Source organism: Vibrio sinus (assembly GCF_023634645.1).
Classification (GTDB): Bacteria; Pseudomonadota; Gammaproteobacteria; order Enterobacterales; family Vibrionaceae; genus Vibrio; species Vibrio sinus.
The window spans coordinates 24402-49470 of sequence record NZ_JAMKMR010000025.1 but is presented as its reverse complement, the minus strand read 5'-3'; the positions used below and the strand labels follow the sequence as shown (position 1 = coordinate 49470).

Below are 25069 nucleotides of genomic sequence, written 5' to 3'. Positions count from 1 at the left end.
TGAGTTGTCCCTCTAGGCACGGATATAAGGTGGTTTAAATGACCACGCAACCAATTTAGTTTGGTAATAAAGTATATATCAAAAGGAAAGCTTCTTCGCTTAGAGCTGGTGCTGATACCCAGATTTGAACTGGGGACCTCACCCTTACCAAGGGTGCGCTCTACCGACTGAGCTATATCAGCACTCAAAATGAGGTGGAGCGGGCAGCGGGAATCGAACCCGCATCATCAGCTTGGAAGGCTGAGGTAATAGCCATTATACGATGCCCGCAACACGTAACTCTGAGAGCTATTTCCTTAAGAATATGGTGGAGGGGGACGGATTCGAACCATCGAAGGCAGTGCCGGCAGATTTACAGTCTGCTCCCTTTGGCCACTCGGGAACCCCTCCAAATTTTCATCCATTTTCTAGATGCTTACCAGCACACGAGAGAAAATGGTGCCGACTACCGGAATCGAACTGGTGACCTACTGATTACAAGTCAGTTGCTCTACCTACTGAGCTAAGTCGGCGTAAGTGGTGCGCATTCTATTGAATGATTTTCTTGCTTGCAATAGCAAAAGCCAAAAAAAATTCGATTTTATAATTTTTTGGTCTGATTGATGCTTTTTCGTGCAATTCTCAGCTTTTTACATAGGATCTGTCGATATTATCATTTGCTTTATCGGCTTCATCCTGTATCGTCGGCGATCTCTATTTCCTATAGGTATTGAGTGTCTTATGAGTCCTTATATGTCTTTTGAGCGTGCGAAATGGGCCGAACTGCGTAATTCGGTACCCATGACATTGTCTGAAGAAGACTTAATAGAACTACAAGGGATTAATGAAAACCTCTCTATGTCTGAAGCGGTAGAAATCTATTTACCTCTTGCTCGTTTACTCAACCTCTATATCGCCGCCAGACAAAGTAGAAATGACGTCCTACACAATTTTCTTGATAATACGGAAACCTCTCCACCTTTTGTCATCGGTATTGCTGGCAGTGTTGCGGTGGGTAAAAGTACCACAGCGAGAATTCTAGAAGCCCTATTGTCTCGCTGGGATAATCACCCCAAGGTTGAGCTTGTGACCACCGATGGTTTTATCCATCCAAATAAAGTTCTAAACGAGCGTGGCATCATGAAACGTAAAGGCTTTCCAGAGTCTTACGACATGAAAAAATTAGTTCAATTTGTCTCTGATGTGAAAGCGTGCAAACGCCACGTCACCGCGCCGATCTACTCACATATCACCTACGATATTACTGAAGAGAAAAAGGTGGTTGATTTACCTGATGTGCTCATCGTGGAAGGCTTAAACGTGTTGCAAAGTGGCATGGATTATCCGCACGATCCGCATCGAGTCTTTATCTCCGACTTTCTCGACTTTTCTATCTTTGTCGATGCCAATACTCCATTGATCGAAAAGTGGTATGTCGAACGTTTTCTAAAATTTAGACAGGGTGCCTTTACCAGGCCAGGCTCTTATTTCAGCCATTACACACTGCTGACAGAAGATGAAGCGATAAATGAAGCCCAAAACATCTGGACTTCAATTAATGGCTTGAACCTAGAGCAGAACATTCTTCCTACGCGTGAACGTGCCCAGCTGATATTGAAAAAAGGCACCAATCACACGGTTGAGCAGATTTTACTACGCAAATAATCTTAAACTGGCGCTGGCCCATATTGGTTTTCGCTTTCATCCCCTTTAAGAAAGCCGCATTCAATCAATATCCAAGCGCCACACACCAGTGCCAATATCGAACCCCACACTTGTATTTGGCTGGTATCCATTGCGCCAGCGGCGGGCACCAGTAGGCGGCCAGCCACAACCGGGACATTCAACAGTAACCACCAATTTGACTTACCTCGGTCATGCCACCTTTTTGCGGTTACCGCCAAATCAGGATAGAGCAACACAATTAAAAATATTGATGACACCCATTCCGACTGCATGGGGAAGGCCTTGCTAATCAAACCCACAACCAGAAAAATAATGACGTAATAGGCCACATTCCAATACCAAAATATGGAGCGATTTAAGCGCCCCTGAAAAGAGAACAGGACATGTTTAAGGTGCATAGTGCTCTAACCTTATAGGTGATGAGGTTTAACTGATGATTTTTTGAAAACAGGCGCTATCCATATCTCGCACATCAATGGTCAGACTGTGAACATGGCTAGCTTGCTCTTGCAGGGCTGACATCAAGGCTCGTGACAACTGCCTTTTTTGCTCTTCTTCTCGACCAGAGAGCAACTCAAACCTGATATGTATAAAATCTTGGCTGTCGCCATCATTGCCAATCAGCCAAGTATGATAACGAAGTGCACGAGACTTAACGGATGCCTGATCAAATAAGCCACTTTCCATTGTCACTTTGTGCAGGTCTTCTAACAGCCCCTGTACGTTCACTCGCTCATCCACTGAATTTGAATATTCCAAGATAAGATTTGGCATCAGTCTTCTCTCCTTCTTCATTGCCACTGGGGTATGTATATCAACCTCCTAGTCAGAACACAAATCTCAAACCCCAGCTTGCCATGCCTCCGCTGATCAATGTTCTCGGCTCAAAGGCAAAAAACAGATGATTGGCATCATGATCATCTGTTATATTCTTTCACAATTACGATTGTTATTTACATTAATAAATTTGGAGATATTCCTATGCGTCGTCCTGTAGTGATGGGTAACTGGAAACTAAACGGTAGCAAGACTATGGTCACTGAGCTGCTAACTGGTCTTAATGAAGAGCTTGAAGGTGTTACTGGAGTGGACGTTGCTGTTGCTCCCCCTGCCTTGTATGTGGATCTTGCCGAGCGTTTGATTGAAGCAGGTGGCAATAAGATCATTCTAGGTGCGCAAAACACGGACCTTCACAACAGTGGCGCATACACTGGCGACATGTCTGCTGAAATGTTGAAAGATTTTGGTGCTACACACATCATTATTGGTCACTCTGAGCGCCGTGAATATCACAACGAATCCGATGAATTCGTCGCGCAGAAGTTTGCCTTCCTAAAAAAAAATGGCCTAAAACCTGTTTTCTGCATCGGTGAATCTGAAGCTCAAAACGAAGCCGGAGAGACTGAAACAGTTTGTGCTCGCCAAATCGACGCAGTAATCAACGCACACGGCGTTGAAGCGCTCAACGATGCGATTATTGCCTATGAGCCAATTTGGGCTATTGGCACGGGTAAAGCGGCAACTGCAGACGATGCGCAGCGCATCCATGCTTCCATCCGCGCACATATCGCCAAGAAAGACGCAGCAGTAGCTGAGCAAGTAATCATTCAATACGGTGGCTCTGTTAAGCCGGAAAATGCCGCGTCTTACTTCGCTCAACCAGACATCGATGGAGCATTAGTCGGTGGTGCATCACTTGATGCAAAAAGCTTTGCAGCGATTGCTAAAGCAGCGGCTGAAGCAAAATAAAACACCATCAACGACAATGATGATGAATAGCAAAGGTCAGCGCATTAGCGCTGGCCTTTCTTTTTAGCCTGTAGTGTCAAACGGCAGAATCGAGTATTCTAGGATTTTGTGACTATGACCCACCATCAATGCAAGACAAACACGGCCTACTGACCGCGCCTATTCGCCATGTATTAAGACGAATGACGATACCCATGATTTTTGGCATGGTGTCGATATTAATGTTTAATCTGGTCGATACTTTCTTCATCTCTTTATTGGGTACACAAGCATTAGCTGCGATCAGCTTTACCTTCCCGGTCACTTTTGCTGTTAACTGCATCACGATGGGGATCGGCGTTGGCCTATCAACGTGTCTTGGTCGTTTAATTGGCCAAGGTGAAATTAAAAGTGCAGCTCGATTATCCACTCATGGTTTAATTTTGGCGGTGTTACTTGTCGCCTCTGTCTCTTTGATTGGTTTCTTTACTATCAATCCACTTTTCGTGCTGCTTGGCGCGACAAGCAAAACATTGCCACTGATCAATCAGTACATGCAGGTTTGGTACCTCACCATTCCCTTGTTAGTCATACCAATGGCAGGCAACAGTGCAATTCGAGCAACTGGCGATACCAAAACCCCCGCGATCATCATGGTCATGGCAGGAGCCATAAACGGCCTGCTCGATCCAATATTGATTTTTGGCTATGGCCCCATACCCGAGTTAGGCATCCAAGGCGCAGCGATTGCAAGCGCCATTAGCTGGATGTGTGCCCTACTCGCATCGTTTTACATTCTCATCAAACGCGACAAGCTCATCACCTCGCCTAGCCAACAACACCTAGGGCAAGATTGGGCTACCATTCTTAAAATTGGCACGCCAGCGGCGATTACCAATGCCATGACACCAATTACTGGCGCCATCATCATGATGATTCTGTCAAGCTTTGGCACCGCGGCAGTCGCTGCGTACGGTGCAGCCCAACGCATTGAATCAATTTTAATTATTGTGCTGATGTCACTCACATCCGTGTTAACGCCGTTTATGGCTCAAAACCTAGGCGCTAAGAATCCACACAGAAGCTTTGCAGGTATGTTGCTTAGCATGCGCTTTTCGATTCTATTCCAGCTGTTGATCTTCATTATGCTGATCCCAATAAGCCTTTCTCTAGCGTCAATTTTTTCCAGTGACCATTCAGTACAACACATGATATGGCTGTATTTGATCATTGTCCCAGCCAGCTATGGGTTTCAAGGGGTAATCATGATGTTGGTATCGAGCCTAAATGCCCTTCATCAACCAATGAAGGCCCTGCAATGGAGCTTGGTCCGCTTGTTTATCTTTATCTTACCCGGCGCGTATATCGGTAGTTATTTCTACCACGTTGAAGGTTTGTTTGCAGGAATTGCGATTGGCAATATCGCGGGAGGAGTTGGCGGTTACTTGTACGGTTTGAAGCTAAGGAAGAAATACACCACTCCCGATGCAATAACACCGAGAGGGGAAATAAATGGTGACTAAGAGAATTAGGGGCTAAAGCTCTTCCTCATCGACTTCAAAGTCAATATTTAAAGGCTCTTGAGACAAAATAACACCTGTATTATCAGCATAAACATAGTCTTCTGGTAAGAAAGTCACACCACCGAAATTGACTGGCACATCAACTTCACCAACGCCATGCTGGGCCGCGCCAACAGGCACAGACGCTAACGCTTGAATTCCGATACTCATGTCTTCCAGCTCGTCCACTTCACGGACACAACCATAGACAATAATACCTTCCCACTCATTTTCTTCAGCCATCGATGCAATTTCAGCATCAATCAAGGCTCGGCGCAGAGAGCCTCCACCATCGACTAACAGTATTCGACCCACGCCATCTTGCTCTAATATGTCACGTATTAGGCTATTATCCTCAAAGCATTTGATTGTGGTGATTTGACCTGCAAACGAAACGCTGCCACCAAAGTTACTGAACATAGGTTCAACAACGTCAACTTGATCGATATAAATGTCACACAGTGCGGAAGTATTGTATTCCATAGCATTTTTTCTCATACCGTTAGTCACCTAAATCGAGTATATAGGGTGTATTAGTCAATGCAATGATAAAACGCAATTAACTGGTGATTGTTTGCACAACGATAACCCCGGAAAACAATATATTAATAATCAAACAACATTTAACCATTCCCGACATCATAGGTATAAAATGCCGAGGCGTTGGCGCATTCCATACCTGGTAAGCATGTTTGGCTAACACAATCGCAGAAAAGGCAAACGGAATACTCAGCCACACAGGCGTGGATTGCATGAAGAGGTAGGTAGAAAAGGCTAAAAATGCACCCAATAGTAGTAGCAGGTGATACCTTTTGGCCCTTTGAGTACCTAAGCGCACCACCACAGTTCTCTTGCCACATGCCGCATCGTTCTCGATGTCCCGCATATTGTTAACATTCAGCACAGACACCGCAAGTAAACCGCACCCCACGGAAGGAAGGATTAACCAATAGTCAAAGCTGCCTGTTTGCAGAAAGTAACTCCCAATCACGCCCAATAGGCCAAAAAAGATAAAGACAGAAATATCCCCTAAACCAAAGTAGCCATAAGGTTTGTTGCCCATGGTGTAAGTAATAGCGGCCACGATAGCAAGCAGCCCCAAGGCAATAAATATCAATATATTTTGCAAACTTTCTAGAGATACAAGAACAAGAGCGCTCCCAAAGATCACAGCTAACACAATATTGATGACGATTGCCCTTTTCATCGAAGCTTTGTCTATCAAGCCAGATTGCATCGCCCGCTTGGGCCCGATACGTTGCTCGTTGTCAGTGCCTTTCACTGCATCACCGTAATCATTCGCTAGATTAGATAATATTTGCAGCAACGTTGCCGTCAGCACAGCTAATGCGGTGACTATCCATGAAAAATGCCCTGAAGAGAACGACAATGCGCTACCAGTGACAATGGAGACCAGAGTAAGGGGGAGTGTTTTGGGTCTAGTGGCCTCGAGCCACAATCGATGATTCGTATTCATGACCATGAGCATAATGGCGAAACTCGACGCCCATATTGTGCCACATCATGTTTTGTTCGGTTAATCTAACCTGCAGAAACGAAGAAAGCCTGCCCCCGCAAGGGAACAGGCTCTACTTTTGACCTTAAAGAGATAAGAAAATTACTTAACGCGGCCAACGTACTCGCCTGAACGAGTATCGACTTTAATCACTTCACCAATTTGGATGAACAGTGGTACGCGAACCACAGCACCAGTGGTCAACGTTGCAGGTTTACCACCCGTACCCTGAGTGTCGCCTTTTAGGCCAGGATCGGTTTCTGTTACTTCTAGCTCAACGAAGTTTGGCGGCGTGACTACGATTGGGTTGCCGTTCCAAAGCGTTAGCATACATGTGTCGTTCTCTACCAACCACTTAGCGTTGTCGCCAACAGCTTTCATGTCTGCCGCGATTTGTTCGAAAGACTCGCTGTTCATAAAGTGGTAGAATTCACCGTCGTTATATAGATAATCTAGGTCAATATCCATAACGTCGGCAACTTCAACGCTGTCACCGGATTTAAATGTTTTTTCTAAAACCTTACCAGAAAGCAGCTTACGGATTTTTACGCGGTTGAACGCCTGACCTTTACCTGGTTTTACATACTCGTTTTCGAGAATGACACAAGGCTCGTTATCAAGCATAATTTTGAGACCGCCTTTAAATTCATTCGTGCTAACAGTAGCCATTTTTTCCTCTTTACCATTCTTCGAGTTAATTTCAATGCCACACATCATAACCCGAAAAGTCGAATCTGTTGAGCAAAACTGGCTCAGCCAATTAGCAAATTCAATAACTGATCCGATAAAACTTTTAAAACACCTAGAGTTAGACCCAACTCCTTGGCTTGAAGGTAGCAAAGCAAAAACACTGTTTGCCCAACGTGTGCCAATGAATTTCGTCGCTAGAATGGAAAAAGGCAACCCGAACGATCCTTTGTTGCAGCAAGTTTTGCCCATTGCTGAAGAGTTTCACCTTCATCCGGGCTATTCAAGCGATCCACTCGAAGAACAAAACAATGCTATCCCTGGATTGCTGCATAAATACCAAAATAGAGCCTTGATGATTGTCAAAGGAGGCTGTGCGATCAATTGCCGCTATTGCTTTCGTCGTCACTTTCCTTATCAAGACAACAAGGGCAGCAAAACCGTTTGGCAAAAGAGTCTTGACTATATCTCCACCCAAAAGCAACTAAACGAGGTCATTTTATCTGGTGGCGACCCACTGATGGCCAAAGATCATGAACTTGAATGGTTAATTGAGGGCATCAGTCAGATACCCCACATCAAGAGGCTGCGCATTCACAGCCGACTTCCGGTCGTGATTCCCGCTCGAATTACCGATAAGTTATGCGAACTGCTTAAATCTTCACGCTTGCAAATCGTGATGGTCACTCACATCAATCACAGTAACGAAATTCACTCAGAGTTAGTTGCAGCTATTGATAAGCTAAGAGCAAGCTATGTCACTATGCTTAATCAAGGTGTCTTGCTAAAAGGTGTCAATGACAATGTCGTCGCTCAACAAGCGCTCAGTGAATCTTTATTCGATGCAGGTATTTTGCCTTATTACTTACATGTGCTCGACAAAGTACAAGGTGCGGCTCATTTCTACGTTAGCGATGAGAACGCTAAGCAGATAATGGCAGGGCTGATTGAAAACGTATCAGGCTATCTCGTTCCAAAGCTCACCCGAGAGATTGCAGGCAGAGCAAGTAAAACACCGTTAGACTTACATCTAGAATAACGCGCCCCTCACGCAGCATACCTACAAAAACACCAGCGTAAGAAGCTGGTGTTTTGATAACAATTGGCATGAAGAATTAGAACAACTCTTTTGCGACATCAAACAAGTCATCGCGAACCGGGCGTTTCATATTTTCAATGGCATCGATGATATCGTGGTGAACCAGCTGTTCTTTTTGAATCCCGACACAGCGTCCGCCAAGCCCTTCAAGCAACAAATGCACGGCAAAGTTGCCCATACGAGACGCCAGTACACGGTCAAATGCGGTCGGGCGGCCACCACGCTGAATATGGCCAAGTACGGTTGCGCGAGTCTCTCGTCCCGTGGCCGCTTCGATTTCTTGAGCCAGCTCGTTGGCATCCATCATCAGCTCAGTGAGAGCGATAATGGCGTGCTTTTTGCCCTTTTTGATTCCATCTTGAATATTGTGGATCAGCTGCTCTTTATCCAAACCGGTTTCCGGTGTGATCATGTATTCGCAGCCACCCGCAATAGCAGACATCAGAGTCAGGTCACCACAGTGGCGGCCCATGATTTCAACAATAGAAATGCGCTGATGAGAAGAAGAGGTATCACGCAGGCGGTCAATCGACTCAATAACGGTATTTAGAGCGGTCAAATAGCCAATGGTGTAATCGGTTCCAGCGATATCGTTGTCTATTGTGCCCGGTAAACCGATGCAAGGGTAACCCATTTCAGTTAGCTTTTTCGCTCCCATGTAAGAGCCATCACCACCAACCACAACCAAGGCATCAATACCGTGTTGTTTTAAGTTTTCAATCGCTACTTTACGAACCGCTTCCTCTCTGAATTCAGGGAAGCGAGCCGATCCAAGGAAAGTACCACCACGGTTAATCACATCTGAGACACTGGAACGATCGAGCTGCTCAATACGGTTTTCATAAAGCCCTAGATAGCCGTCATAGACACCATACACTTCCAGCCCCTTTGACAATGCTGTCCGTACAACACCTCGAACAGCCGCATTCATCCCTGGGGCGTCACCGCCACTCGTTAAAACGCCGATCTTCTTAATCATGGTCACCCTCGATCTTTGCATAATTTGAATCAAGTTACGACTGCACGTTATTTATACAATCGATTTTCTGGTGCAATATGTTACATCGACACAGTAGGAATACTACTTTTATTTGCACTAAATCACGTAACTTTTCTACTTTTGTAAAAGTATTACAACTTTCTGTGCTTGCTTCGTTGATGCACATCAGCATCAGCGTCAATTATGACCAGCTTAGGTTGCAGCTCAATTACCCCATCCCAACTTACCCAATCTCAAGCTACCAATCTTGATATTTTTGTACCTTTTCTCCACCTAAAACGACAGAATAAGGATCTTGGTGAATCAACACATCTGCTTCTGGGAATAATTCTAGTATTTTTCTTTCCACTTCATCAGAAATTCGATGTGCTTCAATAAGTGGGATCTGATCTTCCAATTCTAAGTGCAACTGAATAAAACGCGTTGGGCCAGACATTCGAGTTCGCAACTGATGAACGCCAATCACCTCTTCAACGGCCAAGCAGCGAGTACGAATTTGCTTGATTTCCTCATCGGGTAGCTGTCTATCAAGCAAAGTTTGAATCGCGTTCATCACCATTTTAACCGCACTGTATAAAATGTAGATTCCAAGCCCGATAGCAAACACCGCATCGGCCTGTTTTACGCCTATCCAAGTTAGCACCAATGCAAGCAAGATGGCGATATTTAAATACAAGTCAGATTGGTAGTGTAAAGAATCAGCGGCAATCGCTTGACTGCCCGTTTTGTTCACGACGTATTTTTGAAATCGTACTAAAGCATAGGTAACGACAATAGCAAAAATACTGACATACACCCCAACCTGCGGCGAATGTAATTCTGCTGGCCTAAATAGGCGCTCAACACCATTTAAAATAAGAAACACCGCCGAACCAGAAATAAACATGGCCTGAGCCAGTGCGGCTAAGGATTCTGCCTTACCGTGACCAAATCTATGTTCCTTATCAGCAGGCTGAAGAGAATATCGGATAACCAACAAATTCACGACCGATGCCGAAATGTCTAATAGTGAATCAATCAGTGAAGCAAGTAGGCTCACCGAGCCTGTCACCCACCAAGCAAACACTTTAAAAATTAATAATATTGTTGCGACGATAGTCGCTGTCCATGCCGCAGAAGTGACAAGACGCGCGTATTCATTTTTCATAATGTAAGAATAGTAATTAGAAATGAGACTGACTGCCTCAAGTATAACTGCATTCTTAAAAATAGCTCGTAAAACTTGTCGCGTTTATGCAGAAAACCACCACAAAATTCAGCAAAAACAGCCCTACTGCAGCGAAATTGCAAAGTCACTAAGAGCGACATTGAGAAGCTTTTTTATTCTCAATTTGAACATATAGCGCTTTTTGCTTGCTTGTTAACACATTCAATATCGCATGTTGTTGTTCTATCAACCTTAAATTCAAATATGCTTGAGAGTTCGCCATATTATGCGTCAGCTCGCTTGCCGCAATATCATCTAAATGATCCGCTAGCAGTATTTTCTGCATTTCCATTCGAAAGGCTTGACGTACCTTCCCTCTTCTCATTAGAGCTTCTGTGGTGGCGTTTTTATTCAATAGCTCAAGATTGGCAATCTGCCCTTTTTGCTTATCCGTTAAGTTAAGTTGCTTTAATGCTGACTTGTCTAAGCCAAAGCCACACTCATTATCTAGCGTTGGAGATTGGCCGAAGTCCGCCGCATAGGCATATCTAGGCACTAACAATAAAGGAAGTAGCAAAAGAATAGGCACTGAATAAAGATAATACTTGTTTGTCATAGGTGTACACTTTGTCTCCATTTAGGGGGTGAATGGAGATTAGAGGCATGAGTGTAAGGCGGTGTAAACGCGGCGTAAAAAAACGTAAAGGTAGGTAATAAGAGCAGACAAAAAATTCGCTTTCTTGTCTGCGTCTCTGATATATGAGCTAGATAAATGGGGCTTAAGCTAGCTTCGGCATTGCTGTGCTCGCTCTTGCTCGAGCTGGGTGTACTTCGCTTTTTGCGCAGGCGTCAGAACATTTAACATGTCATGTTCTTGTTTCATCCTTTCGACACGATTTTGTACCTGAGCTTCTGCCATTTGTTTGGCTAACATGTCTGCCGCATTTTGATCGAAGTTGTCGGCAAGAATAAGCTTTTGTATTTGATCATGATAAGCCTGGCGAGCCTCAGCATTTTTTTGAAACTCTTGTTTTCTTTCTTCTTTGTTCGCCTGCTTCATGTCTTGCAGTTTATCTTTCTGCTCTTGGGTTAAGTCTAGCTGCTTGAGCACTCCTCGATCTATCCCAGGACGACATTTGTTCTTGCCACGATGACCGTCTTTTCCACCGTAAGCAAACACGCTGGCAGAGCCCAAAACCAAGGGGAGAATCACAGCAGCTAATACAAGTTTCTTTTTGTTTCTCATAGCGATACCTTTCGTCTAATTTGTCGTAGCAGCTGCAACCTGCAGCGCTTGAGTATAGACTAGACATTGTGCTGTAAAGCAACGTAAGGCAAGCGTAAAGAATCGTAAAGACCAAGAATTAAGTTCTTTGTTCGCCGAAAACCTGAGTAATATATACAAGCAGACTCCCTTTAAGAATTAGGCATTCCTATGGCAAACATATTGTTAATTGATGACGATACAGAGCTAACAAGCTTACTCAAAGAAGTACTCACTTTTGAGGGATTTGATGTCTCTGAGGCCAATGATGGTGAAGCAGGGCTATCCGCGTTAAACGAGCAGATCGATTTGATATTGCTTGATGTCATGATGCCAAAACTTAACGGTATCGAGACGTTAAAGCGTTTAAGAGAAAAGTGGCAAACGCCAGTATTAATGCTTACTGCTAAAGGCGAAGAGATCGATCGCGTCGTAGGCTTAGAGCTCGGTGCCGACGACTATTTGCCTAAGCCCTTTAGCGATCGCGAATTACTGGCTCGCATTCGTGCCATATTACGCCGCACAACATCACCAGCAAATAAAGCCAATGATTGCCTAGAATATCAAGACATCAAGGTCTTTCCTGGTCGCCAAGAGGCGTTCTGCCAAGAGATGTTGTTAGATTTGACGACCACAGAGTTTGCCCTGCTAACCCATTTTATTAGCAACCCAGGAGAGGTGGCGACTAAAGAAGTACTAAGTTTAGACGTTTTGGGTAAACGACTGTCCGCTTTTGATAGAGCCATTGATATGCATGTCTCGAATCTGCGCAAAAAGTTGCCCAACCGCGCAGATAACAAACCTAGAATCAAAACACTGAGAGGTCGCGGTTATTTGTTGGTTGAGGAATAACCATGCGCCTTCCGAAAATTTCCAGTTTATACGGGCGAATATTCGCGATTTTTTGGTTTACCATGCTGATGGTGCTGATTGCCGTGTTGTATCTCTCTCACCTTGACCCACGCAAACAGCACAACATTCCTACTCACGAAATTATTAAATACGAGCGGATTCGAGATTTTATACAAAACAAATATCGTGACCAAAACAATATTGACCGGATTATCGATGAGCTAAGTCGTCGCGCGCGCGCGGCCAAGCCCGGAAGGCCAAGCCTATTTCTGACTAACTCAAGCGGCACAATTTTCACCAAGCACTCTCGCCGCACCGTCTATCTGCGAGAGTTCAGAAACTTTGTCACTGGTGTCAGTGGTGACAAGCCCAAACAGCGCCTTTATGGCCACTTTTTGATTGCTGGTCCATTTAAGGTCAAGTTAGCCAATCAAGATCTACTGCTATTTTTCGGCACCAAATGGGACAGGCCACCGCCCTTTTTATTGCGATTATTTGATAAACCTTTTCAGCTTCTACTTGCAGTGATGGGTGTCAGTACACCTTTTTTGCTTTGGTTAGCTTGGGCACTGAGTCAACCTGCACGTAAGTTGGAGAAAGCGGCGCAACGGGTGGCAAAAGGAGAGTTTGTGGTGGACTACGATTTAGAAAAAGGCATGAGTGAATTTCAGCAAACAGGTAAAAGCTTTAATCAAATGGTCGAAGCAGTCAACCATATGATCTCTGGCCAGCAGAGGTTGTTATCCGACATTTCCCATGAATTGCGCTCGCCCCTAACCCGTCTTCGCATGGCCAACGCGTTAGCCACTCGAAAGCTCGGTGAAAGCTCAGAACTCAGTCGAGTGGATACCGAAGCACAACGACTAGAGCAAATGATAGGTGAGCTTTTAGAGCTCTCAAGAATGCAAGCCGATAGCCATTTGGAAAGAGAAACCCAGCCTATTTCAAGTTTATGGGAAGAAATCCTTAGCGATGCTCAATTTGAAGCAGAACAAATGGGTAAAGCCCTGCACTACTCACCTATCCCGGATCTCTCCATTTCTGGCAACCCTAAGCTGCTAATGAGCGCGGTAGAAAACATTATCCGCAACGCTATCTACTATGGCAAAGACCAAGTCTCAATAAACATCTTGGCTCATCAGGATAACCTACATATCTCAGTGGAAGATAATGGTGATGGTGTCCCTGAAAATGAAATGCAAGATATCTTTCGCCCCTTCTATCGAGTTTCCACCGCCCGAGATAGAAATAGTGGCGGTGCAGGACTTGGGTTAGCGATAACCGAAAGTGCCATTCGACAGCACAATGGGACCATTGTTGCCAGTCGCAGTGGCTTGGGCGGGCTTAAGGTAGACATTAGACTGCCCATCCATCATTGAGCGATATCAGCTTATACCCGAGTTACTTCTCGAAGTAATTTGGGTATATACTGCACGCTTCATTCACTCTGATTTAAACGCCATGCTTGATATCGCCCTTTATGAACCCGAAATTGCCCCCAATACTGGCAATATTATCCGCTTATGTGCCAATTGCGGCGCTAGGCTCCATCTGATTGAACCACTGGGTTTCGACTTAGAAGAAAAAAAACTTCGTAGAGCAGGGTTGGATTACCACGATCTGGCTAGAGTAAAGAGACACAAAAATTTCGATGCGTTTTTAGCCTATTTAGCCGAAGAAAAAGCCGACGGTTACCGCTTGTTTGCCTGCACAACAAAAACCACTGGTCATCATGTTGACGCAAGCTATAAACAAGGCGATGTGTTGTTATTTGGCCCGGAAACGCGCGGCCTACCCGCGGACGTCATTGATAGCCTACCATTTGAGCAACGTATTAGAATTCCTATGATGCCCGAAGCACGCAGTTTAAACTTATCTAACGCCGTCGCCATAATCGCGTTTGAGGCATGGCGACAACTGGGTTTTTCCGGTGGCCAATGAGCCTACTTCCGCTACCCTAGAGAAAGCTAAACGGCTTCTCTAGGGCTTATTGAGCTTGTCTCTGTCCTGTTCGTCTTTCGTCTCATATTCGCCTTCATAAGTACTGCCAGTCTCATCCTTGCCAAAAGGCGCTTGGTTAAAGCCACCTCTTGTGGCCATTTTAATTTCTGCTTTTTTCATGACATATTGAGATAAATGTTTTCGAGGCAGCGGAAGTAATAATATCATGCCCATCAGATCGGTGAGAAAACCGGGGGTAATAAGAAGAAAACCTGCCACCGCCAGCATCACTCCTTCAAATATTTCTTGAGTGGGGATTTCTCCTCGTTGCAGGCGTTGTTGTACCGAGATAAGCATTTTTAATCCCTGACTGCGCACTAAAGAGGCACCAACAAAGGCGCTAATCAGAACCAATGCAGCAGTGGGCCATAACCCAATGACACTGCCCACTTGAATAAATATCGCAATTTCAATCACAGGAATTGCTATAAACATGAAAAATAATAAGGCAAACACACGCGCTCCTTAATCAATCCGAACAGGTGTACACTTTTTGCTCCATTTGTCAGTTATCCATGCGATTAACTGCAAAATTGGTAAGAAAAAGTATATCTTTTAGCAAACATACCAAAGCTTTACGTTGAAGTAGACATTTTTAGTCCAAATTGCCCAGCACAACAAAGAATGACTTAAAACCAACCTCATGCCATTTCCAGCGGTGACAAATCAAAAAAAGGTGATCTAACTACTTTTTTTATCGCTTTTGTACAGTATGATTGCCCGTGTTTGTATGCCCACACATCTAGGGTCTGTGAACTTGGGTATATAAGGACAGTTTAGCACTATAAAGTCCAAGGATAGGATTACTAACTAAAACTCTAAGTATCCCTAATCACCTAATTTAATCTTTTGAGGACTTTTCAACATGTCTACTCTATCCACATCGCCTGAGATCCAATCCAAACCCATCCGAATTGAAGAAGATTTACTAGGGCAAAGAGAAGTACCAGCTGATGCTTATTACGGCATTCATACCCTAAGGGCGATGGAAAACTTTAATATCTCCAACGTCACCATTTCTGATGTGCCGGAGTTTGTTCGTGGCATGGTCATGACCAAAAAAGCAGCGGCGCTGGCCAACAAGGAGCTCGGTGTTATCCCTAGTGACATCGCTGAATATATTCTTCAAGCCTGTGACCTTATTCTTGAAACTGGCAAATGTATGGATCAGTTTCCGTCGGATGTCTTTCAAGGTGGCGCTGGCACTTCGGTCAACATGAACACTAACGAAGTCATTGCTAATGTGGCGTTAGAGCTGATGGGCAAAGAAAAAGGGCAATACGACATTGTTAACCCTAATGACCATGTCAACAAGAGCCAATCCACCAACTGCGCCTATCCAACTGGATTTCGCATTTCCGTTTTCAACAGCGTACAAAAGCTTACCGATGCGATTGAATATTTAAGGCAGGCGTTTGAGTTGAAAAGCCAAGAATTCAGCACCATCCTGAAAATGGGCCGCACTCAATTACAAGACGCCGTTCCTATGACGGTTGGCCAAGAGTTTCGTGCATGGTCAGTGACATTGAAAGAAGAAATTCGTGCACTGGAGTACACCTCTAAATTACTCCTTGAAGTAAACTTAGGTGCCACTGCAATTGGTACTGGTCTGAATGCCGCTCAAGGCTATCAAGAGCTGGCAGTAAAACATCTTGCCGCGGTGACAGGTTTAGACTGCATTCCAGCTGAAGACTTGATTGAAGCAACCTCAGACTGCGGCGCCTATGTGATGACGCACGGTGCCATCAAACGTCTTGCTGTCAAACTATCCAAGATTTGTAACGATTTACGCCTGCTGTCTTCCGGTCCTCGTGCTGGTCTAAACGAGCTGAACCTACCAGAGCTGCAAGCTGGCTCTTCCATAATGCCTGCCAAAGTGAACCCCGTCGTCCCTGAAGTGGTCAACCAAGTTTGTTTTAAAGTGCTGGGTAATGACAACACCATCTCCATTGCAGCAGAAGGTGGACAACTTCAATTGAATGTTATGGAGCCAGTCATCGCGCAAAGCATATTTGAATCATTGGATATTCTCACTAACGCTTGTGTAAACCTAAGAGATAAGTGCATTGATGGTATTACGGTCAATAAAGAGATCTGCGAAGGCTATGTTCACAATTCGATTGGTATCGTGACTTACTTAAACCCATACATAGGTCACCATCAAGGTGATATCGTCGGTAAGATTTGTGCTGAGACTGGAAAGAGCGTTCGCGAGGTCGTTTTAGAGCGTGGATTATTAACCGAAGAGCAATTGGATGAGATTCTTTCCACTTCCAATTTCATGCAACCAAAATACAACGCCAAACGCTACGAATAATCGCCACTTTTTAGGCCTTCTTTTGAGGGCCTTTTTCCTTGCTTCTCTTTCTAACACCTTCGCTGAACAAGGCTAATTTTGGCTTAGCGCACATAATTAAGTGACCTCATCGAATTAAATCAGCCTTGATGAAACTTATTTAGCGGTAATCCTGTCTGTTTTAGTTAGAATACCGCCAATCCATACGATAAAAATCAACTTATGCGCGCACTGTTTTCCCTGTTTGTTTTTGTAATCATTTCTCTCTCCGCTCCTGCTTTCGCCCAGCTTGGTGACAAAGTGTCATTACCAGGTGCAAATACTAGTTCTCCAACATTTGTTCCTGTCGACCAAGCGTTTGAATTTAGCCATATTAAGCAATCTGGCGTGGTCTACCTTGATTGGCAAGTCAAGCCCGGCTACTACCTGTATCAACGCTCTATTAAGGTTCAAGGAAATAAGGCGGAATTAGGCAGTTTTATTATCCCGCAAGGTAAGCCACACAAAGACGAGTTCTTTGGCGAGGTCAACATTTACACCTCACCGTTATCTATTGCTGTACCCGTTATCAGCCAACAACCAGGTGCGCAGTTAATTGTAGAGTATCAGGGCTGTGCCAAGGCAGGGTTTTGCTATCCACCTGAAACCAAGGTGGTCGATTTACAACCTGTTCAACTACAAAGCTCAACAACGCCAGTTCCCCCCGTCAAATCAGCGAGTGGAACGGTGCCAGCTTCATCGACCGCCAAATCTTCACCAAGTAGCGACGATTCCAGTGAGTCAATGTATTCCAAGTTTTTGGGTGATTACTGGTGGACACCTTTGTTATTTTTAGCCCTTGGAGTAGGTCTTGCCTTTACCCCTTGCGTGTTGCCAATGTACCCGATCCTCACCAGTATTGTTCTAGGTGGCGGCAGGCTCACCCATCGAAAAGCGTTTGCACTTTCCATGGTGTATGTACAAGGCATGGCGCTGACCTACACCATCTTAGGCCTCATCGTTGCGTCTGCTGGCCTGCAATTTCAAGCCGCAATGCAACACCCTTATGTCCTCATCGGTTTAAGTATTTTATTTGTCGCACTTGCCCTATCCATGTTTGGCCTTTATTCACTGCAACTGCCAAGCAAAATGCAAACTTGGCTAAACTCATTAAGCAACCAACAGCGTTCGGGCAACTACCTTGGTGTGTTTGCGATGGGCGCAATTTCTGGGCTGGTTTGCTCTCCATGTACCACTGCGCCGCTTTCTGGAGCATTACTGTACGTTGCACAAACGGGCAATCTCTTCATCGGTGGGATTACGCTTTATGCTTTAGCGCTAGGTATGGGCATCCCACTCATGCTAGCAGCCGTATTTGGCAATAAGTTACTGCCAAAATCCGGCGACTGGATGAACAAGATCAAGGTGTTGTTCGGTTTTATCTTGCTTGCAGCCCCCATTTTCCTAATAGAGCGTATTATTCCTGATTTTTGGACATCTATACTGTGGTCCATTTTGGGCATCGCTGCCTTTGGTTGGCTTTATCATGTAAAAAACAGTTTTCAGTTTGGTGGCTGGAGGCAAAGCTTGGTAGCCATTGTTGCTATTTTAGGCATCTTGTTTTCAGCACAACCTTTGCTTAATGACTGGTATTTACCTTCAGCATCTAAGGCGGTGAGTGGCCCGCAAATTCAATTTACTAGAATCCATTCCGTTGAGGAGCTCAATGCTCAGCTACAACAGGCCAAAGCCGAACATAAACCTGTCATGCTCGACTTTTACGCCGATTGGTGCGTTGCATGTAAAGAATTTGAAAAATATACCTTTCATGATAAGGCAGTTGAAGAAAAGTTAAGTCAGTTTGTCTTACTACAAGTGGACGTTACCAAAAGCCAGCCAGAAGACTTTAAACTTATGCAAAAGATGGGCGTGTTAGGCTTACCGACTATTGAGTTTTGGGATGCATCGGGCCAGCACCTCCCCTCAGCCAAGGTCACCGGATTTAAAAACGCCAACGCTTTCCTTGCGCATCTCAACCAATTCAACTTCACCAATACCTTGTAGTTAGGCATTGTTGTTTTTTAGCTTATTTCGCGCTCATATTAGCGAAATAAGCTAAAACCGTGACAACACATTCACATTTTTAAGAACAAAAAACTAAATTGGATGCATATAGGTTGTCGCCATTCACTAGAGACGGGTATAGTAGGGCAACAGCCATCCATCAGTACTTTGTTTATGGACTCAAGTTACACAATCGTTATTGCTGACGATCACCCTTTGTTCCGAAATGCACTTTTCCAATCAGTAAATTTGGCTGTTGAAAATGCAAATCTATTAGAAGCCGATTCGTTAGAAGCATTATTCTCTCTCGTGAAGAGCAATGAGGAGCCTGACCTTGTCCTACTGGATTTAAAAATGCCAGGCGCCAATGGTATGTCTGGCCTAATTCAACTGAGAGCCGACTACCCCAACCTGCCTGTTGTGGTGATTTCTGCCAACGAAGAGCCTTCTGTCATCTCACAAGTTAAAGCGCACGGTGCGTTCGGTTTTATTCCGAAATCCAGCGATATAAAGTCATTAATCGGCGCCCTAAATCAAATTCTTGGTGGTGAACCTTATTTCCCCGACATTTGCTCTGTTCATTCGCAAGCTTGCTTGGAGTTATCGCAAAAAATTGCCACGCTTACTCCTCAACAATATAAGGTGCTCACCATGCTGTCAGACGGTTTATTGAACAAGCAAATTGCTTACGACCTCAACGTTTCAGAGGCAACAATAAAAGCGCATATGACGGCCATTTTTCGTAAGTTAGGTGTTAAAAATAGAACCCAAGCGGTTATTTTGCTTCAACAAACAGAAACTGAACATTAAACGTTACACAATCTTCACAAATTTTAACTAAAACACGTTACACTAGAGATTAACCTATGGTCTGTTGACCTAGCCCATTCATCCCTCTGTTTTATTAACTCTGGGAGGTTCCTTTGCTTGATAATCTCATTACTCAGTTTGTACTTTTGTGGGCAGTAGTCGATCCTATCGGCTCTGTTCCTGTCTACATGTCACAAACCCATCACTTAGAGCTGAAGCAGCGCCGACTGGTTGCACTCAAAGCGGTTGCCATTGCGACCTTTGTTCTGTTGTTCTTTTTACTTGCAGGACAAATGCTGTTAGAAGCTATGCAAATCCCCCTACCCGCTTTTCAGGCCGCGGGTGGCTTGGTATTGCTCCTTTTCGCACTCAGCATGATTTTTGGTGAGAGCAAACCCGAAATTGAACAAAAAATTTCAGAAGAAATCAGTCACTCTGAATTGGCCAACCTCGCCGTTTACCCTTTAGCGATACCTTCTATCGCCTCTCCAGGCGCCATGATGGCGATTGTACTGATGACAGACAACCACAGGTACTCAGTGATCGATCAGACCCTAACGGCTGGCGTTACCTTATCGGTCATGCTGATTACGTTGTTATTGCTACTTAGCGCAACCAGCATACAAAAGCTAATTGGCACAGTGGGTGCTGCAGTGATAAGCCGAGTCATGGGACTCATATTAGCGGCGGTTGCGTTAAACAACCTGTTATTAGGAATTAAAGATTTTTACTTCTAGGCAGGAAAGATTGTTCAGGTCATGACCAACGCACTGTTGGCATGACCTGATATTTTAGCAAAATGACGGATCACCAATTGTTGTCATCGAAGCCGCCACCATCAAAGCCACCGAAGCTGCTATCATCGAAGCCGCCTGAATCAAAACCAGAGTTGTCAAAACCACTGTCGTTGTTGAAAGCGCCGTTATCGACATTACCAAATCCAGCGTCAGACGGTGAGCTGTTGTTCCAGTTGTCTGTACCGAGCCCATCATTGCCCGACATAAACCCACTCGATGTATCATTCCAACCGCCAGAGTCCATATTCTGGTTCATATCTGAGCCGTCAAATTGATTGCCACCTGGCGCCTCATTAATGATGGTTTCATTGACGATAGACTCACGACCACCACCGAGAATGCCGCCACCACCTAGCATGTGCGAGACACCTTCAAACAGCAATGCTCCACCGGCAACACCAAGCGCGGTACTCGCGGCTTGGCCCATAAAGCTGCTACCACGAGAAGGGCGGAAGTTTTGTGCTTGAGAGTAGTTGTTTTGTGGCTGCGAATACGCAGAGGAATAGCCATTGTTGACCATGCTCTGCTGACCAAAACCGCCATTACCAAAGCCACTCGTCGATGAACGATTGGTTGACTGGGAAGTGCCACCAAATAAGCCACTCAAAAAACCGCTTTTCTTCGGGCTCGAAGAAGCTTGTTGAACTTCTTGCTCTAGCTGCTGGATTTTCTCCTGACTGGCTTTAAGTGCTTGCTCTTGCAGTAGCACTGCTTGTGTCAGTAGGTACATAGATCGGGGCTGGTTGGACATCAGCTTCTGAATCAGTTTCTCGGCGTCCGTGTCAATATCTGACAATTGAGCTTGCTGAAGTCGCTGTGCCAAGTTTTCGATTAAAGCTTTTTCATCAGCGTTCATTTCTAACCTCTTAAGAAATCAATTTTAGTCAAAAATCAGTATCAGATTCATTTGTCTAGGCGCACTAACTAAACGTCAGTCACGCAGATTCCTTTCAGCAACATGTCCCAACTCGATACTTCACTTGCCTCGCCGTTTGGCGATCTGGAGTCAATGATCCAAGCCTTAGGTATACTCTCTTTGCCTGCACAGGCCAAGCATTATCACTTCTTGCTCATTTTATGATCAAACCAATTCGCAACATGAATACATTTAACAACAATACGAACGTGTAATTTAACCAATACATTGATTAAGCATCGCTCTAAGCTTAATCGCTTTGACAGGTTTGGGAATGAATTCGAAGCCCTCTAGATGAATACTTTCCGTCATAGTTTCTGTACGGTCAGCGCTAATGATTACCCCTAAGAATGGGCTTGAAATTGCCTGCTTTAATCCGGTAAGCACATCAATCCCAGTCAACAAACCATCTAATCGATAGTCAGAAAGTACAGCCGCAGGTGCCCAGTCTGAGGTTAATTGTGCAAGGCTCTGTTCCAAATCAGGCGCAACCCTGACATCACACCCCCAACGTTCGAGCAATGACTGCATGGCAACCAAAATCGTCTCTTCATTATCGACGCATAAGATTTTCATATTTTGTAAATTGGATATGGGCTTGTTGGCGGACTCCGACTGAGTAAGTCGCGGCTTTGCTGCTTTCGGTAAAGTGATCGAAAACACGCTGCCACACCCGGGGCGCGACTGCATGGCAAGCTGATGGCCTAATACATTGGCTATCCCCTTAGATATGGCCAGCCCCAACCCTAGACCATTGTGCGAGTTGCTACTATGCCCGCGGGTAAATTCATCGAAAATCTCTCGTTGTTTACTTTCATCGATTCCCTGGCCATTGTCCCAAACTTCTATTTTGACCTGATCCTGTTCTCGACGGACACCAAGCAGTACCTTTCCATTAGGGTTGTAACGAAAAGCATTAGTTAGAAAATTTTGAATCACGCGACGAAGCAACTTGGCATCCGACTTCACATACAAAGAGGACGCTACGGTATTGAAATGAATATTTTGCTCAGCAGACAAAGCGCCAAATTCCGCGTTGAGATTGCAAAGCACATCGTTGATGGCAAACGTTGACATGTGAATATCCAGTTTGCCGGATTCCAAACGAGAGATATCCAGTAAATCACTAATTAAGTCTTCAGCGGCATTGAGCGCACTTTCAATATGCTCGGACAAGCCCCGACTTTCTTTATCTTGACTCACTTCCGATAGCGATGAAGCAAACAGCCGAGCCGCATTTAGAGGCTGCATTAAATCATGGCTGACGGCGGCTAGAAAGCGAGACTTTGACTTAGATTCATACTCCGCTTTTTGCCGCGCTCCCACCAACTCTCGGTTTAAGGTTTGCAGCTCTTGCGTGCGTTCCAGTACCCGCTCTTCCAGCGTCTCATTTGCCTGCTTAAGCGCCTGCTCTGTTTTACGAAACTCGGTGATGTCGGTATAGCGCATCACAAACCCACCGCCTGGCATAGGACTTCCATGTACCTCAATAACCCGCCCCCCAGGCGCTTTTCGAGTTGAAGTGTGTGTCTTGCCTTGCTCCAGATAAAAAATTCGATGTCTGACATGCTCTTCCATTTCACCAGGATCGAACAGCCCATTTTGGGTATTGAACTGGATCATTTCCTCAAAAGGTCTCCCGACTTTGACCAAGCTAGACGGAAAGTTAAACAGCTCTTGGTATCTTTGGTTCCACGCTACCAACTTGTGTTGCTTGTCTATGACGGCTATGCCTTGATCAAGATGTTCAATGGCCCCTTGCAGTACGCCGCGGCTAAAATCGTAGATCTCTGACGCTTCATCCATAATGGTTGCAATATCTTCCAATTGCATACTACGCCCCTGCAGAGCAGACGTTAGCACTAACTTAGCTGACGACACCCCAAAAACACTGGCCAGTACCTTTTCGGTATAACGAATCAACGCGGAAGGTGCCTGCTGATTAGGCTCTATATGTTCGCCGTGAGTATGCCAAAACTCGCGAAACTCCCGGCGCATACGATCTCGGCCAACAAAACGCGAGGCCAATAACTCCAACTCACCAACGGTGACCCTACTTTGATAAACATTCACGCTATCGGTTTCTGGCATCGGCGAACCAATAAAGGCAGCACTAAGTAAGCGCTCACTTAGGCTCGTTCGAGTCATTAAAGACACCACGACATAAAATAATGCATTAACCAGTAGACTGAGTAACATGCCCCAATCCATTGGGTCCACACTCAGCCCCGCCCAAAGTGAACTCGGTGAAATTACCCAAAGTAAAAAGTTACTGCTGCTATCACCGGCCAGCCAACCCAACTGATACATGAGTGTCACCAGCCAAACGAAAAAGCCAGCGGCAAGTCCAGAATAGACACCCCGTCGATTGCCCAACCGCCAATACATCCCCCCGATCAGCGCTGGTGCAAATTGGCCAACCGCTGCAAAAGACAGAAAACCAATCTCCGCTAATGAGTGAACATTTTCTAACAGCAGATAGAATAACCACGCACTGAACATCAATAATAGGATGATTAACCTACGCGCAGAAATGAGTTGTTGAGTAAAGCGCCAGCGATGCTGGCTTACGATTTTTGTTCGACGTAGCAGGTATGGCACCACAATTTCGTTGGAAACCATAATCGACAAGGCAATCGTTGATACTACGACCATACCAAAAGCCGCTGACAGGCCACCAATAAAGGCAAACAAGGTTAAGCCGTACTGCCCCATACTGAGTGGCAAGGTCAACACGTGATTGAATCTTGCCGGCAACTCTAATAGGCCAATACCCGCCCAGGCGATTGGCAGGACAAATACCGCTAAGATCAACAAGTAGAGCGGAAAAATAACCCGTGCTTTCTTTAAATCTTGTAGTTTCTCGTTTTCCACCACCATCATATGAAATTGCCTTGGCAAGCAAATAATCGCCAGCCCAGCTAGCAGAGTGTGAATAAATAATGTGACAAGATCAGGCGGCTGATAGGTTTGTTTAGCGACATGTACGATGTCGACGATTTTGACCGAAAAAGCTAAGTAAATAGCAAATGCGCCCACCATGACATAAGCCAGCAACTTGATAATTGACTCAAACGCAATCACTTTCGTTAGGCCACGATGTTGCTCATTAGCTTCTAAATGTTGGTTACCGAAAAGAATGGTAAATAGGGCTAGGACACAGACAATAGAAAAAGACAGCAGCTCTTTATACTTACCGAGAAAATGAACCACATTAGGCGAAACCACTTCTAAGCCGAGTATAATGCCTTTAATCTGCAATGCGATATAGGGCAGCACGCCAATGACAGCACAAACGGTAAGTACCGTTGCCAAACTGTGTGACTTTCCATACCTTGCGGCGATAAAGTCGGCGATCGAGCTAACATTTTCCCTTTTAGATATGACGATAAGTTTCGCCAGAATGCGCCAACCAAAAACAAATACGATGATGGGAGCAATATAGACAGGCAAAAACGACCAAGGGTTTACACTGGCCTCACCAATCGTGCCAAAAAAAGCCCATGACGTGCAATACACTCCCAACGACAGACTATAAATCCACGGACGCCAACGATCTAACCAGCTTTTTCGCCTATCTCCATACCAGGCAAGCAAGAACAATAAGCTGAGATAAACCAAAGATAAAGGGACAACTAGCCAGCCCATTATATTTTCCTACCTTTTGACGATTTCGTTTATATAGT

23 protein-coding genes and 4 tRNA genes are annotated in these 25069 nt (G+C 44.9%); 11 read left to right on the top strand and 16 right to left on the bottom strand.

The genetic code is table 11. From position 1 onward, the window contains the following. Positions 1-106: 106 nt before the first annotated feature. The 4 genes from M9194_RS19120 to M9194_RS19105 all read right to left on the bottom strand — a co-directional run bounded on the left by M9194_RS19120 (position 107) and on the right by M9194_RS19105 (position 512). Positions 107-182: transfer RNA gene (locus tag M9194_RS19120), tRNA-Thr, on the bottom strand. Positions 183-195: 13 nt separating this feature from the next. After that, a tRNA-Gly gene (locus tag M9194_RS19115) sits at positions 196-270 on the bottom strand. Positions 271-305: 35 nt separating this feature from the next. Next, positions 306-390 (bottom strand) — tRNA-Tyr (locus M9194_RS19110). 46 nt (positions 391-436) lie between these two features. Next, positions 437-512 (bottom strand) — tRNA-Thr (locus M9194_RS19105). Positions 513-720: 208 nt separating this feature from the next. On the opposite strand from M9194_RS19105, the gene coaA reads away from it, so the two are divergent. Further along, the gene (coaA, locus tag M9194_RS19100) at positions 721-1644 is read left to right on the top strand and encodes a type I pantothenate kinase (RefSeq protein WP_250614296.1); all 924 of its coding nucleotides are present in this window, start codon (positions 721-723) and stop codon (positions 1642-1644) included. A 2-nt stretch (positions 1645-1646) separates the two neighbouring features. Here coaA and M9194_RS19095 read toward each other — a convergent pair whose 3' ends face one another. Together M9194_RS19095 and M9194_RS19090 are read right to left on the bottom strand one after the other, a co-directional pair. Further along, positions 1647-2063 carry a DUF805 domain-containing protein gene (locus M9194_RS19095; RefSeq protein WP_250614295.1) on the bottom strand — a complete coding sequence of 139 codons (417 nt, stop codon included), beginning with the start codon at positions 2061-2063 and terminating at the stop codon, positions 1647-1649. 28 nt (positions 2064-2091) lie between these two features. Further along, positions 2092-2439, bottom strand: coding sequence for a 5-carboxymethyl-2-hydroxymuconate Delta-isomerase (locus M9194_RS19090; protein WP_250614294.1), 348 nt, complete (start codon positions 2437-2439; stop codon positions 2092-2094). Positions 2440-2646: 207 nt separating this feature from the next. On the opposite strand from M9194_RS19090, the gene tpiA reads away from it, so the two are divergent. Together tpiA and M9194_RS19080 are read left to right on the top strand one after the other, a co-directional pair. Further along, the gene (gene tpiA / locus M9194_RS19085) at positions 2647-3414 is read left to right on the top strand and encodes a triose-phosphate isomerase (RefSeq protein ID WP_250614293.1); all 768 of its coding nucleotides are present in this window, start codon (positions 2647-2649) and stop codon (positions 3412-3414) included. Between the two features lie 128 nt (positions 3415-3542). Beyond that, a complete protein-coding gene (locus M9194_RS19080; protein ID WP_250614292.1) occupies positions 3543-4916 on the top strand; it encodes an MATE family efflux transporter in 1374 nt (457 codons plus the stop codon). Between the two features lie 12 nt (positions 4917-4928). On the opposite strand, the gene rraA is transcribed toward M9194_RS19080, so the two are convergent. From rraA to efp, 3 genes are all read right to left on the bottom strand, one after another. After that, a complete protein-coding gene (gene rraA, locus M9194_RS19075; protein ID WP_250614299.1) occupies positions 4929-5438 on the bottom strand; it encodes a ribonuclease E activity regulator RraA in 510 nt (169 codons plus the stop codon). 76 nt (positions 5439-5514) lie between these two features. Beyond that, positions 5515-6432 (bottom strand): 1,4-dihydroxy-2-naphthoate polyprenyltransferase, encoded by a 918-nt coding sequence (locus tag M9194_RS19070; protein ID WP_250614291.1) that lies wholly within the window; start codon positions 6430-6432, stop codon positions 5515-5517. 141 nt (positions 6433-6573) lie between these two features. Further along, positions 6574-7140, bottom strand: a complete 567-nt coding sequence (efp, locus tag M9194_RS19065; protein WP_250614290.1) for an elongation factor P — start codon at positions 7138-7140, stop codon at positions 6574-6576. 34 nt (positions 7141-7174) lie between these two features. Here efp and epmB point away from each other — a divergent pair, with 34 nt between their 5' ends. Beyond that, positions 7175-8197 carry an EF-P beta-lysylation protein EpmB gene (epmB, locus tag M9194_RS19060; protein ID WP_250614289.1) on the top strand — a complete coding sequence of 341 codons (1023 nt, stop codon included), beginning with the start codon at positions 7175-7177 and terminating at the stop codon, positions 8195-8197. 76 nt (positions 8198-8273) lie between these two features. Here the strand turns inward: epmB and pfkA are convergent, their stop codons facing one another. From pfkA to M9194_RS19040, 4 genes are all read right to left on the bottom strand, one after another. Then, a complete protein-coding gene (pfkA, locus tag M9194_RS19055) occupies positions 8274-9236 on the bottom strand; it encodes a 6-phosphofructokinase (protein WP_250614288.1) in 963 nt (320 codons plus the stop codon). Between the two features lie 259 nt (positions 9237-9495). Further along, positions 9496-10404 (bottom strand): CDF family cation-efflux transporter FieF, encoded by a 909-nt coding sequence (gene fieF / locus M9194_RS19050; protein WP_250614287.1) that lies wholly within the window; start codon positions 10402-10404, stop codon positions 9496-9498. Between the two features lie 148 nt (positions 10405-10552). Beyond that, positions 10553-11020: a Spy/CpxP family protein refolding chaperone gene (locus tag M9194_RS19045; protein ID WP_250614286.1), complete on the bottom strand. Its 468-nt coding sequence runs from the start codon at positions 11018-11020 to the stop codon at positions 10553-10555. Positions 11021-11188: 168 nt separating this feature from the next. After that, positions 11189-11650: a CpxP family protein gene (locus M9194_RS19040; protein ID WP_250614285.1), complete on the bottom strand. Its 462-nt coding sequence runs from the start codon at positions 11648-11650 to the stop codon at positions 11189-11191. 189 nt (positions 11651-11839) lie between these two features. Between M9194_RS19040 and M9194_RS19035 the strand changes: the two genes are divergently transcribed. From M9194_RS19035 to trmL, 3 genes are all read left to right on the top strand, one after another. After that, the gene (locus tag M9194_RS19035) at positions 11840-12520 is read left to right on the top strand and encodes a response regulator (protein WP_250614284.1); all 681 of its coding nucleotides are present in this window, start codon (positions 11840-11842) and stop codon (positions 12518-12520) included. Positions 12521-12522: 2 nt separating this feature from the next. Next, a complete protein-coding gene (gene cpxA, locus M9194_RS19030) occupies positions 12523-13899 on the top strand; it encodes an envelope stress sensor histidine kinase CpxA (RefSeq protein WP_250614283.1) in 1377 nt (458 codons plus the stop codon). Positions 13900-13981: 82 nt separating this feature from the next. Continuing rightward, positions 13982-14461 carry a tRNA (uridine(34)/cytosine(34)/5-carboxymethylaminomethyluridine(34)-2'-O)-methyltransferase TrmL gene (trmL, locus tag M9194_RS19025; protein WP_250614282.1) on the top strand — a complete coding sequence of 160 codons (480 nt, stop codon included), beginning with the start codon at positions 13982-13984 and terminating at the stop codon, positions 14459-14461. 39 nt (positions 14462-14500) lie between these two features. Here the strand turns inward: trmL and M9194_RS19020 are convergent, their stop codons facing one another. Further along, positions 14501-14977 (bottom strand): FxsA family protein, encoded by a 477-nt coding sequence (locus M9194_RS19020; RefSeq protein ID WP_250614281.1) that lies wholly within the window; start codon positions 14975-14977, stop codon positions 14501-14503. A gap of 409 nt (positions 14978-15386) precedes the next feature. Between M9194_RS19020 and aspA the strand changes: the two genes are divergently transcribed. The 4 genes from aspA (at position 15387) to M9194_RS19000 (ending at position 20407) form a co-directional block, all read left to right on the top strand. Further along, positions 15387-16838, top strand: coding sequence for an aspartate ammonia-lyase (gene aspA, locus M9194_RS19015; protein ID WP_250614280.1), 1452 nt, complete (start codon positions 15387-15389; stop codon positions 16836-16838). Positions 16839-17039: 201 nt separating this feature from the next. Continuing rightward, positions 17040-18860, top strand: coding sequence for a protein-disulfide reductase DsbD (locus M9194_RS19010; protein WP_250614279.1), 1821 nt, complete (start codon positions 17040-17042; stop codon positions 18858-18860). A 174-nt stretch (positions 18861-19034) separates the two neighbouring features. Next, complete coding sequence (locus M9194_RS19005; protein WP_250614298.1) at positions 19035-19670, top strand: response regulator; 636 nt, start codon at positions 19035-19037, stop codon at positions 19668-19670. A gap of 113 nt (positions 19671-19783) precedes the next feature. Continuing rightward, the gene (locus tag M9194_RS19000) at positions 19784-20407 is read left to right on the top strand and encodes a MarC family protein (RefSeq protein ID WP_250614278.1); all 624 of its coding nucleotides are present in this window, start codon (positions 19784-19786) and stop codon (positions 20405-20407) included. A 70-nt stretch (positions 20408-20477) separates the two neighbouring features. Here the strand turns inward: M9194_RS19000 and M9194_RS18995 are convergent, their stop codons facing one another. Continuing rightward, positions 20478-21323 (bottom strand): DUF2076 domain-containing protein, encoded by an 846-nt coding sequence (locus M9194_RS18995; RefSeq protein WP_250614277.1) that lies wholly within the window; start codon positions 21321-21323, stop codon positions 20478-20480. 276 nt (positions 21324-21599) lie between these two features. Further along, the gene (locus M9194_RS18990) at positions 21600-25034 is read right to left on the bottom strand and encodes a hybrid sensor histidine kinase/response regulator (RefSeq protein ID WP_250614297.1); all 3435 of its coding nucleotides are present in this window, start codon (positions 25032-25034) and stop codon (positions 21600-21602) included. Positions 25035-25069 lie beyond the last annotated feature (35 nt).

Bases quoted from the DNA above. Each gene is read 5' to 3' on its own strand.
- M9194_RS19040 (WP_250614285.1), bottom strand. From the start codon at position 11,650: ATGAGAAACAAAAAGAAACTTGTATTAGCTGCTGTGATTCTCCCCTTG.
- M9194_RS19045 (WP_250614286.1), bottom strand. From the start codon at position 11,020: ATGACAAACAAGTATTATCTTTATTCAGTGCCTATTCTTTTGCTACTT.
- tpiA (WP_250614293.1), top strand. From the start codon at position 2,647: ATGCGTCGTCCTGTAGTGATGGGTAACTGGAAACTAAACGGTAGCAAG.
- M9194_RS18995 (WP_250614277.1), bottom strand. From the start codon at position 21,323: ATGAACGCTGATGAAAAAGCTTTAATCGAAAACTTGGCACAGCGACTT.
- epmB (WP_250614289.1), top strand. From the start codon at position 7,175: ATGCCACACATCATAACCCGAAAAGTCGAATCTGTTGAGCAAAACTGG.
- fieF (WP_250614287.1), bottom strand. From the start codon at position 10,404: ATGAAAAATGAATACGCGCGTCTTGTCACTTCTGCGGCATGGACAGCG.
- M9194_RS19035 (WP_250614284.1), top strand. From the start codon at position 11,840: ATGGCAAACATATTGTTAATTGATGACGATACAGAGCTAACAAGCTTA.
- efp (WP_250614290.1), bottom strand. From the start codon at position 7,140: ATGGCTACTGTTAGCACGAATGAATTTAAAGGCGGTCTCAAAATTATG.
- M9194_RS19070 (WP_250614291.1), bottom strand. From the start codon at position 6,432: ATGAATACGAATCATCGATTGTGGCTCGAGGCCACTAGACCCAAAACA.
- M9194_RS19080 (WP_250614292.1), top strand. From the start codon at position 3,543: ATGCAAGACAAACACGGCCTACTGACCGCGCCTATTCGCCATGTATTA.
- pfkA (WP_250614288.1), bottom strand. From the start codon at position 9,236: ATGATTAAGAAGATCGGCGTTTTAACGAGTGGCGGTGACGCCCCAGGG.
- M9194_RS19095 (WP_250614295.1), bottom strand. From the start codon at position 2,063: ATGCACCTTAAACATGTCCTGTTCTCTTTTCAGGGGCGCTTAAATCGC.
- cpxA (WP_250614283.1), top strand. From the start codon at position 12,523: ATGCGCCTTCCGAAAATTTCCAGTTTATACGGGCGAATATTCGCGATT.
- M9194_RS19010 (WP_250614279.1), top strand. From the start codon at position 17,040: ATGCGCGCACTGTTTTCCCTGTTTGTTTTTGTAATCATTTCTCTCTCC.
- M9194_RS19090 (WP_250614294.1), bottom strand. From the start codon at position 2,439: ATGCCAAATCTTATCTTGGAATATTCAAATTCAGTGGATGAGCGAGTG.
- M9194_RS19005 (WP_250614298.1), top strand. From the start codon at position 19,035: ATGGACTCAAGTTACACAATCGTTATTGCTGACGATCACCCTTTGTTC.
- aspA (WP_250614280.1), top strand. From the start codon at position 15,387: ATGTCTACTCTATCCACATCGCCTGAGATCCAATCCAAACCCATCCGA.
- trmL (WP_250614282.1), top strand. From the start codon at position 13,982: ATGCTTGATATCGCCCTTTATGAACCCGAAATTGCCCCCAATACTGGC.
- coaA (WP_250614296.1), top strand. From the start codon at position 721: ATGAGTCCTTATATGTCTTTTGAGCGTGCGAAATGGGCCGAACTGCGT.
- rraA (WP_250614299.1), bottom strand. From the start codon at position 5,438: ATGGAATACAATACTTCCGCACTGTGTGACATTTATATCGATCAAGTT.